14 protein-coding genes are annotated in these 14,780 nt (G+C 62.1%); 5 read left to right on the top strand and 9 right to left on the bottom strand.

Going from position 1 to position 14,780, the window contains the following annotated elements; all coding sequences use genetic code 11:
• Position 1 precedes the first annotated feature (1 nt).
• The 4 genes from M5B44_RS15120 to M5B44_RS15105 all read right to left on the bottom strand — a co-directional run bounded on the left by M5B44_RS15120 (position 2) and on the right by M5B44_RS15105 (position 6,451).
• Positions 2-3,079, bottom strand: a complete 3,078-nt coding sequence (locus M5B44_RS15120; protein ID WP_248739699.1) for an efflux RND transporter permease subunit — start codon at positions 3,077-3,079, stop codon at positions 2-4.
• On the bottom strand, positions 3,076-4,242 hold the full coding sequence (locus tag M5B44_RS15115) for an efflux RND transporter periplasmic adaptor subunit (RefSeq protein WP_248739698.1): 1,167 nt from the start codon (positions 4,240-4,242) through the stop codon (positions 3,076-3,078). The genes M5B44_RS15120 and M5B44_RS15115 overlap by 4 nt, the downstream gene beginning before the upstream one ends.
• Positions 4,239-5,657, bottom strand: a complete 1,419-nt coding sequence (locus M5B44_RS15110) for an efflux transporter outer membrane subunit (protein WP_248739697.1) — start codon at positions 5,655-5,657, stop codon at positions 4,239-4,241. Before M5B44_RS15110 ends, M5B44_RS15115 begins: the two co-directional genes overlap by 4 nt.
• A 104-nt stretch (positions 5,658-5,761) precedes the next feature.
• On the bottom strand, positions 5,762-6,451 hold the full coding sequence (locus M5B44_RS15105; protein ID WP_114882989.1) for a response regulator transcription factor: 690 nt from the start codon (positions 6,449-6,451) through the stop codon (positions 5,762-5,764).
• A gap of 117 nt (positions 6,452-6,568) precedes the next feature.
• Between M5B44_RS15105 and M5B44_RS15100 the strand changes: the two genes are divergently transcribed.
• Positions 6,569-7,261 carry a response regulator transcription factor gene (locus M5B44_RS15100; RefSeq protein WP_248739696.1) on the top strand — a complete coding sequence of 231 codons (693 nt, stop codon included), beginning with the start codon at positions 6,569-6,571 and terminating at the stop codon, positions 7,259-7,261.
• Complete coding sequence (locus M5B44_RS15095; protein ID WP_248739695.1) at positions 7,239-8,612, top strand: sensor histidine kinase; 1,374 nt, start codon at positions 7,239-7,241, stop codon at positions 8,610-8,612. The genes M5B44_RS15100 and M5B44_RS15095 overlap by 23 nt, the downstream gene beginning before the upstream one ends.
• A 13-nt stretch (positions 8,613-8,625) precedes the next feature.
• Here the strand turns inward: M5B44_RS15095 and M5B44_RS15090 are convergent, their stop codons facing one another.
• The gene (locus M5B44_RS15090; RefSeq protein ID WP_248739694.1) at positions 8,626-9,543 is read right to left on the bottom strand and encodes a LysR family transcriptional regulator; all 918 of its coding nucleotides are present in this window, start codon (positions 9,541-9,543) and stop codon (positions 8,626-8,628) included.
• A 66-nt stretch (positions 9,544-9,609) separates the two neighbouring features.
• Here M5B44_RS15090 and M5B44_RS15085 point away from each other — a divergent pair, with 66 nt between their 5' ends.
• Positions 9,610-10,227 (top strand): LysE family translocator, encoded by a 618-nt coding sequence (locus M5B44_RS15085; protein WP_248739693.1) that lies wholly within the window; start codon positions 9,610-9,612, stop codon positions 10,225-10,227.
• A gap of 125 nt (positions 10,228-10,352) precedes the next feature.
• Complete coding sequence (locus M5B44_RS15080; protein WP_085709867.1) at positions 10,353-10,772, top strand: organic hydroperoxide resistance protein; 420 nt, start codon at positions 10,353-10,355, stop codon at positions 10,770-10,772.
• Positions 10,773-10,785: 13 nt separating this feature from the next.
• Here the strand turns inward: M5B44_RS15080 and M5B44_RS15075 are convergent, their stop codons facing one another.
• Both M5B44_RS15075 and M5B44_RS15070 read right to left on the bottom strand, forming a co-directional pair.
• Positions 10,786-12,216, bottom strand: coding sequence for an amino acid permease (locus tag M5B44_RS15075; protein ID WP_248739692.1), 1,431 nt, complete (start codon positions 12,214-12,216; stop codon positions 10,786-10,788).
• A gap of 108 nt (positions 12,217-12,324) precedes the next feature.
• Positions 12,325-12,783 (bottom strand): GNAT family N-acetyltransferase, encoded by a 459-nt coding sequence (locus tag M5B44_RS15070; protein ID WP_248739691.1) that lies wholly within the window; start codon positions 12,781-12,783, stop codon positions 12,325-12,327.
• A gap of 185 nt (positions 12,784-12,968) precedes the next feature.
• Here M5B44_RS15070 and M5B44_RS15065 point away from each other — a divergent pair, with 185 nt between their 5' ends.
• Positions 12,969-13,130: a hypothetical protein gene (locus M5B44_RS15065; RefSeq protein WP_248739690.1), complete on the top strand. Its 162-nt coding sequence runs from the start codon at positions 12,969-12,971 to the stop codon at positions 13,128-13,130.
• A gap of 99 nt (positions 13,131-13,229) precedes the next feature.
• On the opposite strand, the gene M5B44_RS15060 is transcribed toward M5B44_RS15065, so the two are convergent.
• Together M5B44_RS15060 and M5B44_RS15055 are read right to left on the bottom strand one after the other, a co-directional pair.
• Positions 13,230-13,655 (bottom strand): cupin domain-containing protein, encoded by a 426-nt coding sequence (locus M5B44_RS15060; RefSeq protein WP_248739689.1) that lies wholly within the window; start codon positions 13,653-13,655, stop codon positions 13,230-13,232.
• A 122-nt stretch (positions 13,656-13,777) separates the two neighbouring features.
• The gene (locus M5B44_RS15055) at positions 13,778-14,674 is read right to left on the bottom strand and encodes a transcriptional regulator GcvA (protein WP_248739688.1); all 897 of its coding nucleotides are present in this window, start codon (positions 14,672-14,674) and stop codon (positions 13,778-13,780) included.
• Positions 14,675-14,780: the final 106 nt, after the last annotated feature.

Here is a 14,780-nt window from a genome sequence, read left to right as displayed (position 1 = left end):
GTCAGGAAGCCTCGATGACCTCGGCGGCGTGTGCCTTGCGCCGCCGACGCTCGAACCACAGGTAAACCACCGGCGTGGTGTAGAGCGTCAGGATCTGCGAAACCGCCAGGCCACCGACAATCGCAATGCCCAGCGGCTGACGCAATTCCGAACCGGCACCGTGCCCGAACGCCAGCGGCACGGCCCCCAGCAATGCCGCCAGCGAAGTCATCAGGATCGGCCGCAAGCGCAACAGGCACCCTTCCCTCACCGCATCCCGAGGCGATAATCCACGCTGCTGCGCCTGCAAGGTGAAGTCGACAATCATGATCGCGTTCTTCTTGACGATGCCGATCAGCAGAATGATCCCGATCATCCCCAGCACCGACAGATCCTGCCCGCACAGCATCAGGGCCAGCAGCGCGCCGAAACCGGCGGATGGCAAGGTCGAGATGATCGTCAGCGGGTGGATCGCGTTTTCATACAACACCCCTAGCACGATGTAGACCGTCAGGATCGCCGCCAGAATCAGCCACGGTTGCGACTTCAGCGAATCCTGAAATGCCTGGGCGGTGCCTTGGAAACTGCCCGCCACGGTGTCAGGCATGGCGACCGCCAACGACGCCTGATTGATCGCGCTGACCGCCTCGCTCAGGGCATGCCCCGGCGCAAGGTCGAACGACAGGGTAATGGCCGGGAACACGCCCTGATGGTTGATGATGATCGGCACCTGTTCGGTCTTGAGGCTGGCCAACAGGTTCAGCGGCACCAGCGCCCCGGAGCTTGCGCGAACAAATAGATGCTCAAGGGTGGCGGTGGACGTTTGCCAGCTCGGGTCCAGCTCCAGAATCACATGGTTCTGATCCAGCTGTGTGAACATGGTCGCGATCTGCCGCTGGCCGAATGCGTCGTACAGCACGTCATCAATCGCCTGCACGGTCACGCCCAGACGCGCAGCGGTCGGACGGTCGATCACCAGCGTCGATTGCGGGATGGCCTGCTGCTGGTCGGAGGTGACGTGCTGCAATTGCGGCAAGGTCTTGAGTTTGGCCAGCAGCACCCCGCTCCAGTGATCCAGCTCGACGCTGTCCGGGTCTTGCAAGGTGTACTGATACTGGGTCTTGCTGGCGCGGCCGCCGATCTGGATGTCCTGGTTGGCCTGCATGAACACCTTGACCCCGGATAACCCGTCCAGCGCCGGTTGCAGGCGCTGGATCACCTGCGCGGCGCTGGCCGTGCGCTCACTGAACGGCTTGAGGTTGATCATCACCTTGCCCTGGCTGACCGTCGGGTTCGGGCCGATCCAGAAATACACCCGCGCCACCGCCGGGTCCTGCCCGATGATCTCCGCCGCACGGTTGACCTGCGCGCGCATGGCCGTCGGCGAAATGTCCGCCGCCGCTTCCGCCACGCCTTGAATCAGACCGTTGTCCTGCTGCGGGAAGAAACCCTTGGGAATTCCGACATACAGCACCGCCGTAGCCGCCAGCGTGGCGATGGCCACGGCCATGGTGATGCGCTGATGATCGAGCACCCAGTCCAGGCTGCGGCGATAGCCGTTGTGCAACCGCTCGAAGACGCGCTCGCAGGCCTGGGCAAAACGCCCCTCTTCCTGATCGGCATGGGGTTTGAGCAGCCAGGCGCAGAGCATCGGGGTGATGGTCAGCGAGACGATGCCGGACATGATGATCGCCACACTGACGGTCACCGCAAACTCGCGCATCAAGCGCCCGACGATGCCGGACATCAACAGGATCGGCAGAAACACCGCAATCAACGACACCGTCATCGAGACGATGGTGAAGCCCACCTCACGCAAACCATCGACCGCCGATTGCAGGCGCGATTTGCCCATCTCCAGGTGTCGGACGATGTTTTCCATCACCACGATGGCGTCGTCCACCACGAACCCGACGGCAATCGCCAGGCCCATGATCGACAGGTTGTCGAGGCTGTAGCCGAGCAAATACATGACACCGAACGTGGCCACCAGCGACAGTGGAATCGTCAGGCTGGGAATCAGCGTGGCAGTGGCCTTGCGCAGGAACACGAAGATCACCACGACCACCAGCGCAATCGACAGCAGCAAGGTGAACTGCATGTCGTTGACCGACGCTTCGATGGTCTGGGTGCGGTCGCCCACCACTTGCACCTGCACGTCGCGGGGCAAGGACGCGGTCAGCTCGGGCAACTTGGCCTTGATCGCGGCAATAGTCGACAGCAGGTTGAAACCCGGTTGCTTGTGGATGTCGACGATGACCGTCGGTTCGCCGCCCAGTTGCGCGGCTTGCTGAGTGTCCTCGGCCCCGGCGATCACCCGGCCCAGATCGCCGAGTTTGATCGGCATGCCGTTTTTATAGGCGACGACCTGATCGCGATAATGCTGGGGATCGAGCAACTGGTCAGTCGCACCCAGGGTGATCGAGCGGCTCTGACCGTCGAGCGTGCCCTTGGGCTGATCCAGAGTGCTGACGCCAATCACGCTGCGCACATCTTCCAGCGTCAGACCGCGAGCGGCCAGCGCATCGGGATCGATCTGCACGCGCACCGCCGGTTTCTGCTCCCCATGAAAATCCACCAGCCCGACACCGGGCATTTGCGACAGGCGCTGGGCGATGTAGTTGTCGGCGTAGCGATCCAGTTCCGGCAGCGTGCGGGTCGGCGACGTCACCGCCAGCGACAGCACGGTGCCTTCGGCGGGGTTGACCTTGTTGAAAGTCGGCGCGCTGGACATGGTCTTGGGCAGGTTCGGCGTGGCGGTGTTGATCGCCGTCTGTACGTCCTGCGCGGCACCGTCGGTGTCCCGCGACAGGTCGAATTGCAGCACCACCTGGGTCTTGCCGGCGGCGCTGGACGAGGTCATCGATGTGACTTGCGGCACGGCGGCGAAGGCCCGTTCCAGTGGCGTCGCCACCGAAGAGGCCATGGTTTCCGCGCTCGCCCCGGAGAGTTTCGCGGTGACCTGAATGGTCGGGAAATCCACCGTCGGCAGCGGCGCCACCGGCAACTGGAAGTACGCGAAAGCCCCGAGCAGCATGACGCCGAGCGCCAGCAGGCTCAGCCCCACACGCCGTTGAATCAGTCCGGCCAGCGCATTCATCGGGCGGCCTCCGCCAGGTCGGCGCTGGTGTCAGTCTTTACCGGCATCACCTTCAACCCCGGTGCGACCCGCGACTGGCCCTGCACCACAACGGTTTCGCCGGCGTTCAGGCCTTGGCGAATCCACTGCTTGCCATCCACCACATTGGCGGCGTCCACCAGACGCGGTTGCACCCGCTGATCGGCATCGACCACATAGACGAAATTGCCCTGACGCCCCAGTTGCACCGCATCGGCGGGGACAACGGCCACGTCGCGATGGGTCTGCACCAGCAGGCGCGCACTCACCAACTCACCCGGCCAAAGCTTGGCATCAGCGTTGTCGAACTGCGCCTTGAGCTGGATCTGCCCGCTGGCCGCTGTCACCTGGCTGTCGATAAAGCTCAGATGACCTTTGGCGATTTCCTGCTGGCCATCGCGGGTCATGGCGACAACTTGCAAGGCACCTTTGGCGTTCTCTTCGAGGATTTCCGCCAGATCATCCTGGGAGACAGCGAACGCGACGGAGATCGGATTCATCTGGGTAATCGTCACCAGCCCCGTCGCCTCGGCACCGTGGGCAATCGCGCCAACATCCAGCAGACGCTGGCCAGTGCGACCGGTCAGCGGCGCCTTGACCTGCGTGAACTCCAGTTGCAGCCGCGCTGCATCCAGCGCCGCTTGGTCAGCCTGCACCGTCGCCTGTTGCGCGGCCAGTTGGGCGCGGAAAGTGTCGACGTCCTGGGTCGGGCCGGCCTTGGCAGCAGCGAGTTTGCTGGCCCGATCGAGATTGACCCTGAGGTTCGCCAGTTGCGCCTGATCCTTGGCCAGCAGGGCCTGAGCCTGGGCGACCTGGGCCTGATAGACCCGTGGATCGATCACGGCCAACAGGCTGCCGGCGGTGACGGTCTGCCCCTCGTTGAACAGGACTTTCTGCAACTCGCCGTCCACCCTCACCCGCACATTGACGCTGTTGAGCGCCTGCACGTTGCCGATGGCACTGATCCATACCGGCAGATCCTGACGGCTGACCTGGGTCATCTGTACCGGGATCGCGCCGGCATCAGTTTTTACCGGCGCAGCGTGAGCCTGTTTGATCCATTGAAACCCGCCGACGGCCACCGCCAGCGAAAGAGCCGCGACGCCCAGGAAAACGGCGCGACGACGTGGGTGCAGGACAGTCATGGATGAGTCACCTGAACAGAAGAATTGAGTGCCAGAGCGTCAGCGGAAAAGTCCCCGCCCAAGGCCCGGAACAGGCCGACCGCCGCTTGAAGGTGTTGCAGACGGACCTGCAACAGCGTGTCTTCGGCCTGATATTGCGTGCGCTCGACGATCAGCAGCGTCTGGAAGTCGGTGGAGCCGAGGCGGTAGCGAACCTGCGCCAGACGCGCCGCTTCCCGCGCCGAATCCACTGCCGAGGCGTTCAACGCGTAACTCTTGTCGAGTTCACGGGCAGCGCTGATCTGGGTCTCGACGTCTTGCAGGGCTTCGACGATGGACTCGCGATAACTGGCGGTCAGTTCCTGAACGTGGGCCTGATCGAAATGCAACTGACCTTTGAGTTGGCCGCCGGCAAACACCGGTTGCCCGAGGGTGCCGATGACACTCCAGATCTGCCCGCCGGCGAGGGTGTCGATACCGCCCAGCAGGTCCAGCGACAGGTTGGGCAGGAAAGCCGCACGGGCCACGCCGACGTCGAAGTTGGCGGATTTCAGCCGCGCTTCGGCAGCCTGAATGTCTGGCCGCTGACGCAGCAGGCCGATGGGCAGACCGGTCGCCGGTTGCGGCACCTGCACGGCACCGAGGCTGTCACCCTGCAAATGGAAGCCCTCGGGCGGCGCGCCGACCAGCACCGCCAGTTGATACAGCGCCTGATCCCGCTGCTGACGCAGCGGCGGCATTGCCGCTTCAAAGGTCTGCATGGCGTTGCGCTGCTGGGCGACTTCGAGATTGGAAACGGCGCCCTGACTGGCCTGGATTTCCACCAGATCCAGCACCTGACGGGCATCGTCAGCGATGGACTGGGCCAGACGCAGGCGCTCTTCCAGCGACAGCACCTGAAAGTAACTGTCGGCGATGCTTGCGCTCAGGCTCATGCGAAGGGTCTGGGCGTCGAACGCGGTGGCGTTGGCCAGGGCATCGGCTGAGTCGGCGGCCGCGCGCTGCTTGCCCCAGAAATCCACTTCATAGGTGGCTTCGGCAAACACACTGCGCTTTTGTGTGGTGCCGTAGTTGTTCTGGCGCTGATAGTTGCCGCCCAGATTCAGCGCCGGATATTGCCCGGCGCCGGTGACCTGCGCGGAGGCCCGCGCCTCGTCGATACGGCTGATCGCGGCTTTGAGGGTAAAGTTGGAGGCCAGCCCACGGTCGATCAACTGATCCAGCTCGGCACTGTGAAACTCGCGCCACCATTGCCCGCCCGCAGCGGATTGCCCGCCAGAAGCCGCGTTCCACTGTTGGGCCAGCGGCAACTCGGGCTGCCGATACTCGGGCACCATCGAGCAGCCACCGAGGGTCAATACGCCCAGCAGAATCAGCGTCGCCGATGATTGAAATGCAACGCGCCGTCTGCGCGCCTTGGTCTTTGGAACCGACATGAGCAAGCTGTCTCCCCGCTTGAGCCTTTGTGGAGCGATCCACGAATGCGGCGAAGATAGCGAGGGGCGCCTGCCAGAGCGTTCCCCGGCAGATAAACTTTTGTTTAGCCTTGCTCGGGCGTTGTCTGGAAGCTGTAGCCAGCGCCGGGGATGGTCCGGATCAGCGAGTAGTCAAAACCGTCATCGAGTTTGCGCCGCAAGCGATGAATGTGTTTGTCGATGACGTTGTTGTTGGGGTCGAAATCGTAGTCCCAGGCACTGTCGAGCAGCATGTCGCGGGTGACGATCTGGCCGCTGTGGCGCATGAGTTTTTCCAGCAACAGGGCTTCGCGATGTTGCAAGGCAATCACCTTGCCCCGCCGCACCGCTGTGCGCGTGGCGCAGTCCAGCTGTAGCTCGCCAACCACCAGTTGCCGCGCCGGCCCCGCGACCTGATCGCGCCCGCGCAGCAAGGCTTCGAGCCGCGCCAGCACTTCGGCGAAGGCATAAGGCTTGGCCAGATAATCATCACAACCGGCCTGCAAACCTTCGACCTTCTGCTCGGTCGAGGCCTGGGCGCTGAGCATCAGGATCGGCACCCGCACCTGCCGTGCGCGCAAGGCCTTGATCAGGCCAATGCCGTCCAGGCCGGGCAAGCGCCGGTCGACGATCAGCACGTCGTGAATGCCTTCCAGCGCCATGTCCAGACCGCTGTTGCCATCGCCGGCAACATCGACCACATGCCCGCTTTCGCTCAAACCGCGCAGCAGGTAAGCGGCGGTCTGGGCGTCGTCTTCAACCACGAGAATGCGCAAGGCACCTACTCCATCAAGCCAACCTGAACTTTTATTTATCCGGCGGGAACGTGGCGCAACCGCAGGCTTTGCCACACTATGCCATCTCTGCCTGATGATGTGAGTGGTTCAAAAGCCATGACCCATGTTCTGGTCGTCGAGGACGACTTGCCCACCCGCCGCGAAATCGAAGCGGCCCTCACCGACCACGGTTTCACCGTGAGCAGCGTCGACAATGGCCGTGAAGGCTTGCTCAAAGCCCTCGGCGAGCCATTCGACCTGATCGTGCTCGACCGCATGCTGCCCGGCGGCCTCGATGGTCTGGGCGTACTCACAGCATTGCGCGCCGCCAGCGTGAACACCCCGGTGCTGATCCTCAGCGCCCTGAGTGCGCTGGATGAGCGGGTACGCGGTTTGCGCGCCGGGGGCGATGACTACCTGACCAAACCTTTCGAATTCATCGAGCTGACCGCCCGCCTGGACGCCTTGAACCGGCGTCGGGCCGAACCGGTGGCCGTGGCTCAGGAAACCCGCCTGAAGGTCGGTAACCTGGACGTCGATCTGCTGAGCCGCACCGTACGCCGTGGCGAGCGCACCATCGATCTGGTGCCCCGGGAATACGCGCTGCTCGAACATCTGGTGCGCCACGCCGATCAGGTGGTGACCCGCACCATGCTCTTCGAAGCGGTATGGAATTACAGCTATGACGAACGCACCAACGTGATCGAAGTGCACATGAGCCGACTGCGCCGCAAGGTCGATGGCGAAGGCGAGCCGCCGATGATCCATACCATTCGTGGAGCCGGGTATGTCCTCCGTTCACCTGAGTGAAATCCCGCGCACCATCAGTTTTCGCACGGCGTTGCTGTTTCTCGGGCTGTTCGGCTGCTCGTTTCTGGCGTTGTTCGGTTACGTCTACTGGCAAACCGCGTTCTACCTGAAGACCGAAGCCGACACCGCCCTGTATCGACAAGTGGAAAACCGCAGCGCCCAGCCGCCGGAACTGCAACTGCAGGAAATCCGCAAGCACGCCCTGCAGGACGTTGAAGCACGCCTGCCCCACAGCCTGTTCGACGCTGACGGCAAATTCATTGCCGGTGTGATCAAAGAACTGCCGCCCTTCTCCGCCTACGACAAACCGCAGGAGTTTCGCTGGCTCAAGTCCAACGGGCATCACCGGCCCGTGCGCTTCATCGTGCATAAACTGGCGGACGGCAAAACGCTGCTGGTCGCCCAGGATGTCCACGACATCCGCGAATTCGACGAACTGCTGATCAACGCGCTGATTTCCGGCGGCCTCCTGCTGTTGCTGGTCGGGCTGCTCGGTGCGGTAGTGCTGGGCTATTCGGCACACCAACGGCTGGACAAGGTCAGTCGCTCGATCAAGGGCATCATCGAGGGCGACTTGAAAGGACGTTTGCCGGTCAAGGGCAATAACGATGACATCGACCGACTGGCTTCCGTGGTCAACGGCATGCTCGATGAGCTGGAGCGTTTGATGAGCGAGGTCAAAGGCGTATGCGACGACATCGCCCACGACCTGCGCACCCCGCTGACGCGCCTGATCGCGGGCCTGGAACGCACCCAGCGCCGGGGCCTGGATGAAGCGCAATACGCCGCGAGCATCGATGCGGCGCTTACCGAGGCCAAGGCCTTGCTGCTGACCTTCAAGGCCCTGCTGCGGATTTCGGAAATCGAAAACAGCGCCCGGCGCAGTCACTTCGCGCCGCTGGACCTGAACCTGATCAGCGCCGATGCCGCTGAACTCTACGAACCCCTGGCCGAAGAACGCGGCATCAGCCTGACCATCGAAAACAGTCAGGCCCCCGCGATCATGGCCGGTGACGCACAACTGCTGTTCGACGCCCTGTGCAACCTGCTCGACAACGCCATCAAGTTCTCGCCCGACCACAGCCAGGTGCGCCTGAGCGTGATTGCCGATCATGAAACCGTGGGCATTCGCGTCACCGACAACGGGCCCGGCATTCCCCCGGCCGAACGTGAAGCGGTGTTGCGCCGGTTGTACCGCGCCGAATCCAGCCGCCATACGCCGGGCAACGGGTTGGGCTTGAGCATGGTGTCGGCGGTCGCGCGCCTGCATGACATGCGGGTGACGGTGAACGATGCGGCGCCGGGGTGTCGGATTGATTTGTTGGGCAAGGCAACGCCGGCCAGCCATTGAAAACCGACAGGCCTCAACCCACTGACCGTAACCACTCCAGCAAATCCATTTCCAGGCTGCCCGGTTTGGGAGGCGCAGGCGACAGCAGGCAATAATGCGAGCCGTCTTCAACGAAGCCTGCCGGTGCAGCCAACACCCCGCTTTCGATATCGTCGCGGACCAGATGCCACGGACCGATGGCCACTCCAAGGCCCGCGACAGCCGCCTGAATGCTGAAGTAAAAATGCTCGAAAGCCTGCATCTGCGCCGCAGAAACCGGCTGGCCCGCTGCGGTGGCCCATTCCTGCCAAGCCGTGGGTCGGCTGCTTGTTTGCAGCAGAGGCGCCGGGGCACGCAGGCCTTTGCCGCTTTCATCGAACCACTGACCGACTTTATCCGGCCGACAGACTGGCCCGACCTTTTCAGCAAACAAGCGCTCGGCGTGGTACCCGGGAGGCCGGGGGAAATCGTCGCGCCGAATGGCCAGGTCGATTCCCTGTTCAAATGAAAACGGACCGCCGCCAGCCACCAGATGAATGTCCGGGCCGTGATGCTGTTTCTGGAAATCACTCCAGCGCGGAATCAACCAGCGCATCAACAGCGTGGGTTCGCACGACAGGACCAGCCGCCGCGTCCGGCGCGCCTCAGTGCGGATCTCGCGGACGGCCTGGTTCATCACCCCCAAACCTTCGCTCACCGCTTTCAGCAGTCGCCTGCCAGGGTCCGTCAGGAAAACCCTTCGCTGGCGCCGCTCGAACAGATCAACGCCCAGATCCTCTTCAAGCAGGCGCACGGCCCGGCTGATGGCGCCGGGTGTCAGATGCAGTTCGTCAGCCGCACGGGCGAAGCTCTCGAACCGGCCAGCGGATTCGAAGCAACGCAGCGCCAGCAGAGACGGCATACGCCCCTCGGTAAACGGTGAGTCAAATTCACCATCTGCTTCAGAAATCATCGTTAGTTCCAGCGTTCGCTATCTGTAAACATGGCTTTCTATCACCAACCCACCCAAGGTTCCACCATGAGCGAATGGATAGTCGTAATCACCATCACCCTGCTGGCATGCATCAGCCCCGGACCGGACTTCGCCCTGGTCTCGCGCAACGGCTTGCTGCTCTCTCGACGTGCGGGCGTACTCACGGCGATGGGCATTGGTCTGGGCGTGCTGGTGCATGTCGGCTACACCCTGCTCGGGCTCGGATTAGTGCTTCAACAATCGCCCTGGTTGTTCAATGCACTGAAACTGGCGGGGGCTGCGTATCTGGTTTATCTGGGCATCAAGATGCTTCGTTCCAGAGCTGACGTTCAGCAGCCGGATGCCGCGTCACCTGCCCTGTCGGATCTGGCCGCGCTGCGCTCGGGTTTTCTCACCAATGCGTTGAACCCCAAAACCTCGATTTTCATCGTCAGCCTGTTCATGGGCGTCGTCCGGCCGGACACCGGCCTGCCGGTACAAATGGCCTACGGGGTGTTCATTGCCGGGGCGCATGTGCTGTGGTTCAGCCTGGTGGCGCTGTGTTTCTCCGCCGGGCGGGTGCGGGAGAAACTGCTGGCGGCACGGCAGTGGATTGACCGGGCGTTCGGCGGCCTGCTCGTGGGCTTCGGGGTTCTGCTGACGCTGTCTCAGCGATCAGGCTGAACGCATTGCTACACAGCGATACATAACCCCCGTTTCATGACACATCCCCGGTACATGCCGATGCAAAAGTGTGGGCCATCGGAGCCTTCCCTCCGACTCAACCACTCACACAGGCAGACCTTCTCATGATCAATCAAATCGACACCGTGCTGTACACCGGCAAGACCCGCACCACCGGCGGACGCGATGGCGCCTCGCGCAGTTCCGACGGCAATCTGGACGTCAAGCTGTCGCCACCGGGCTCCAATGGCAGCGGCACCAACCCGGAACAATTGCTGGCGGCCGGCTGGTCGGCCTGTTTCATCGGCGCCATGGGCAAAGCGGCGGCTGCGCTGAAGATCAGGCTGCCGGCGGATGTGGCGGTGGAAACCGAAATCGATCTGGGCAAGACCGGCGACGCGTTTTTTCTGCAGGCACGTTTGAATGTCAGCCTGCCGGGGCTGGAACCTTCGGTCGCTCAGTCGCTGGTGGAAGCCGCGCACCAGACCTGCCCTTACTCCAAGGCCACGCGTGGCAACATTGACGTGACCCTGCGCCTGATCTGAATCCCGATCCTCCCTATACGCCCGAGGCAGTGCCTCGGGCGTTTTGTTTTGTCGGAACAGTCGCGTTCGGCTGACCATGCTGACGCGTGGTCACCAGCCCGATAAAGGAAATGGCCAGCGCCAGGCCAATGGTCGACGTCACTTCCAGACGGTGCTCCGGCGTCACCATCATCACCGCGAGCGCGGCACAGATGAACGCCATCACCAGATAGGTCAGCCACGGAAACAGCCACATGCGAAAGGTCAGTTCAACATTTTGCCGAAGCAGCATCCGGCGCATGCGCAACTGAGAAACTGCGATCACCAGGTACACCAGCAACGCAATGGCACCGGAACTGGCGAGCAGAAACTGGAAAAGCCCGGCAGGCATGAAGTAGCTGAGCAACGTCACCCCAGCGCCGATGACGCTGCTGGCAATCACCGCCGCCCTCGGCACGCCTGCGCCGGACGTCACTTTCAACACGTGCGGTGCATCGCCGCGCAGCCCCAGTGAAAACAGCATGCGCGAAGCGATATAGATCGACGAGTTCATGCAACTGGCCACGGCGATCAACACCACCACATCGACCATGAATTTGGCGTGGGGAACGTTCATCAGTTCCAGTGCGCGCTGATAGGAGCCGACGGACGCCAAAAGCGGATCGTTCCACGGCACCACGGAAATCACCACGAAGATCGACAAGAGATAGAACACGCCGATGCGCCAGATCACCGAACGCGTGGCCTTGGCGATGTTCTGTGCCGGATTGTCCGATTCGGCGGCGGCGATGGTCACCGCCTCGGTGCCGATGAAACTGAACATGATGGTGATGAACGCGCCGACCACCGCCGACAGACCATTGGGGGCGAACCCGCCATGTTCTTCCATCAAGCGGCTGAGACCGCTGGCTTCACGCTCGGGAATCCAGCCCATCAGCACGGCGAAACCCACGCCGATGAAACCGATGATCGCCACGACCTTGGCCATGGCGAACCAGAATTCGAACTCGCCGTACTTGGAGACACTGAACAGGTTGGTGATCACCAGCAGGATGATCGACACCAGCGCAAACAGCCACGCATCGACCTGGGGAAACCACTGGTTCAAGACATGCCCGGCAGCCAGCGCCTCGATGGGAATGACCAGCACCCAGAACCACCAGTAGAGCCAGCCGATGGTGAAGCCGGCCCAGCGACCGATGGCCTGATCGGCATAGGTGGAGAACGATCCGGTGTCCGGTCGGGCCACCGCCATTTCCCCCAGCATGCGCATGACCAGCACCACTAGCAGGCCGGAAAACAGATACGCCAGCAACACCGCCGGCCCCGCCGCCGCGATGGCGTGCCCGGAACCGACAAACAACCCCGCGCCGATGATTCCCGCAATTGACAACATGGTCACGTGGCGAGGCTTGAACCCCTGCGCCAGTTGACCGCTCGATTCCTTCGAATTCAGGCTGTTCATTGTTTTTGTTGTTCTCTGATGGACGCCTCACCTTACGTGGCTGAAGTTGAACGCAAATAGCTCGAGTGCGGCATGCCGATGCCTGATTTCGACATGCCCGGGTGACGGTCAGCGTGAACCGGCGAGTGTCTTGCGCATGAAAACCCGGGCAAATCCGTCCTCGGTGGCGCGATGGGTTTCCACAAAACCGAGTTTTTCATAGATGGCGACGTTCTCGGTCATCCGCTCGTGGGTGTACAGCCGCACGGCCTCGCAACCGAGACTCAGCGCATGCTTTTCACAGAAGGTCATCAGCACTTTGCCGAGCCCCTTGCCCTTGTGCCGGGGCGACACGGCGACGTTGATCAGCAGCAGCTCCTTGCCTTCCTGGCTCATCACCAGCACACCGAGGATTTCATCGTTGTCAGTCAGCACGAACGTATCGGTTTCACGCAGCACTTGTTCGTAGTCATCGAGCATCGGCGCGGGTTTGCGGCCGATTCGCGGGACGTAAGGGCTGTAGGCCTCATCGACCAGTGCGGCGATGGGCGCGGCGTCTTCGGGTCGGGCGCGGCGGAGGGTCTGCAAGGTGAGCCTCTTCAGTGATGGCGAATGGGGCGCTCAGCATGCGATGGATGACGATCCTTGAGCAAATCCACCGCCTCCCCGTAGCACAATCGAAGCGTCCGAGGATGAACATACGTTCACCAAAAAATTCGACGGATGCGTCTAGTCTGCGGGTTCCAACATAGTGACTACAGGAGTAACCCACCATGTTCTCGCACGAAAGCATCCCGCTGATCATCCTTTTCATCATCCTGTTGCTTGGCGTGCTGACGGCTGTTTTGCATCCGGTGCATGCGTTTTTCAGCTGGCTCAAACGGCGCAAGCAAAGGGCATCTGCCGGAGTTGTGAAAGAGGTGGATACGCGCTGAAGTTCTTTCAGTTTGAATCGGACGGCATCAGCTTGCGTTGAATCCGCCGACAACAAAAAAGGCCTGCCACATTGGCAGGCCTTTTCGGTATCCCGGGGATTATTGCTTGAGGATCAACAACGGCTCACCCTTCTTGACGATGTAAGTCGCCAGCTCCGAGCCCTTGTCATTGCCGACGTTCTTCGCGATGTGCGCCACGCCTTCCGGGATGAACAGGGAATCGCCGGCCTTCAGCGTCACCGGTGCCCGGCCTTCGAGCTGGTATTCGAAGGTGCCGCTGATCACGTAAGCAACTTCAACGCCCGGGTGGGCATGTCGGGGCGAGGTGATGCCCGGTTCGAAATCGACCCGGGCCTGGATCACTTCGCGATCCGCAGTGCCCAGGTCCTGATGGACCAGATCCGTGCGGCTCAGGCCTTGTTGCCAGCTCTTCGCCGGGGCGGCTGATTGAGTGTCGGCGGCGTGTGCCAGGCCGGTCATTGAAACCAGTACGGCGGCTGCGGTCATCAGGAGTGTGCGGCGCATGGTGTTGCCCTCTTGGAAGTAGTGAAGTGACGCCACTACTTTGAAGAGGGCATGTACCGGGAATGTGTCCCGATATCGGCGCTTGTTAGCTCACTGTGTACGAGGGCGGGATTGATACACGCTCATACAACTCGCACCACCTGCGACAGCCACTGCCTGAAGGCGACGATCTTGTTCGAACCGGCGTTTTCATGGGGCGTGACGAAGTAGAAACCCGAGTCGGACTTGAGCCGCAAATCAAACGGCGCCACCAGCCTTCCGGCCCGTAAATCGTCCTCGACGTAGGTCGATCGCCCGATGCACACGCCCTGCCCGTCAATCGCCGATTGCACCGCCATCATGGCCAGGTCGAAGGTCAGGCGCGGGCCTTTGGCCGGTGGTGACGGTTGACCTGCGGCGTTCAGCCAGGCGCTCCAGTCATCGGCAGTCTGCCCGCTGACGTGCAGCAAAGTGTGCCGGGCCAGATCGGCCGGCGCTTTGATCGGATCCGGCCCGCTGAGCAAACGCGGGCTGCACACCGGGAAAATCTCGTCGGCCATCAGCCAGTCGGCGCGCAGTCCCGGCCAGTTTCCGTTGCCGTAGCGGATCGCCGCATCAATGCCACCCTTGCGAAAGTCCACCAGATCGGTGGATGCGCTGATGCGCACATCGATCTCGGGAAACGCCTCGCGAAAGGACGGCAGGCGCGGCAACAGCCATTTCGACGCCACCGACACCAGAGTGCTGATCGTCAGGACGCTTTGATTGTTCGCCTCCAGCAAACGCTCAGTCGAATGGCGCAGTTCCATAAACGCCGAACGAATACCGGGAAAATAGGCGTTGCCCTCTTCCGTCAGCGCCAATCCGTCCTTCAAGCGCATGAACAGGCGCACGCCGAGTTCATCTTCGAGGCGGCGGATCTGATGGCTGATCGCGGTTTGCGTGACGTTCAGCTCTTCGGCGGCGCGGGTAAAACTCAGGTGTCGGGCCGCGCATTCGAAGGCTCGCAATCCGTTGAGCGAGGGTAGTCGGGTGAGCATGGGGCTTCTTCAGTCCATGAGATTTTGTCATACGCTAGCACTGCAGATGTCCTTTGCGAAGCGCCGCCATAATGCCGGATTCTGGGCGTTCATTTGAAGGAGACTC

This window comes from Pseudomonas sp. MWU12-2029 (assembly GCF_023242425.1).
GTDB lineage: Bacteria > Pseudomonadota > Gammaproteobacteria > Pseudomonadales > Pseudomonadaceae > Aquipseudomonas > Aquipseudomonas kribbensis.
The sequence above is the reverse complement of the archived record's forward strand: the minus strand, read 5'-3'. Positions and strand labels throughout refer to the sequence as shown.

What these genes read in the sequence shown, in the direction of transcription:
- M5B44_RS15120 (WP_248739699.1), bottom strand. Translation starts at nt 3,079, where the DNA reads ATGAATGCGCTGGCCGGACTGATTCAACGGCGTGTGGGGCTGAGCCTG.
- M5B44_RS15115 (WP_248739698.1), bottom strand. Translation starts at nt 4,242, where the DNA reads ATGACTGTCCTGCACCCACGTCGTCGCGCCGTTTTCCTGGGCGTCGCG.
- M5B44_RS15110 (WP_248739697.1), bottom strand. Translation starts at nt 5,657, where the DNA reads ATGTCGGTTCCAAAGACCAAGGCGCGCAGACGGCGCGTTGCATTTCAA.
- M5B44_RS15100 (WP_248739696.1), top strand. Translation starts at nt 6,569, where the DNA reads ATGACCCATGTTCTGGTCGTCGAGGACGACTTGCCCACCCGCCGCGAA.
- M5B44_RS15095 (WP_248739695.1), top strand. Translation starts at nt 7,239, where the DNA reads ATGTCCTCCGTTCACCTGAGTGAAATCCCGCGCACCATCAGTTTTCGC.
- M5B44_RS15090 (WP_248739694.1), bottom strand. Translation starts at nt 9,543, where the DNA reads ATGATTTCTGAAGCAGATGGTGAATTTGACTCACCGTTTACCGAGGGG.
- M5B44_RS15085 (WP_248739693.1), top strand. Translation starts at nt 9,610, where the DNA reads ATGAGCGAATGGATAGTCGTAATCACCATCACCCTGCTGGCATGCATC.
- M5B44_RS15080 (WP_085709867.1), top strand. Translation starts at nt 10,353, where the DNA reads ATGATCAATCAAATCGACACCGTGCTGTACACCGGCAAGACCCGCACC.
- M5B44_RS15075 (WP_248739692.1), bottom strand. Translation starts at nt 12,216, where the DNA reads ATGAACAGCCTGAATTCGAAGGAATCGAGCGGTCAACTGGCGCAGGGG.
- M5B44_RS15065 (WP_248739690.1), top strand. Translation starts at nt 12,969, where the DNA reads ATGTTCTCGCACGAAAGCATCCCGCTGATCATCCTTTTCATCATCCTG.
- M5B44_RS15060 (WP_248739689.1), bottom strand. Translation starts at nt 13,655, where the DNA reads ATGCGCCGCACACTCCTGATGACCGCAGCCGCCGTACTGGTTTCAATG.
- M5B44_RS15055 (WP_248739688.1), bottom strand. Translation starts at nt 14,674, where the DNA reads ATGCTCACCCGACTACCCTCGCTCAACGGATTGCGAGCCTTCGAATGC.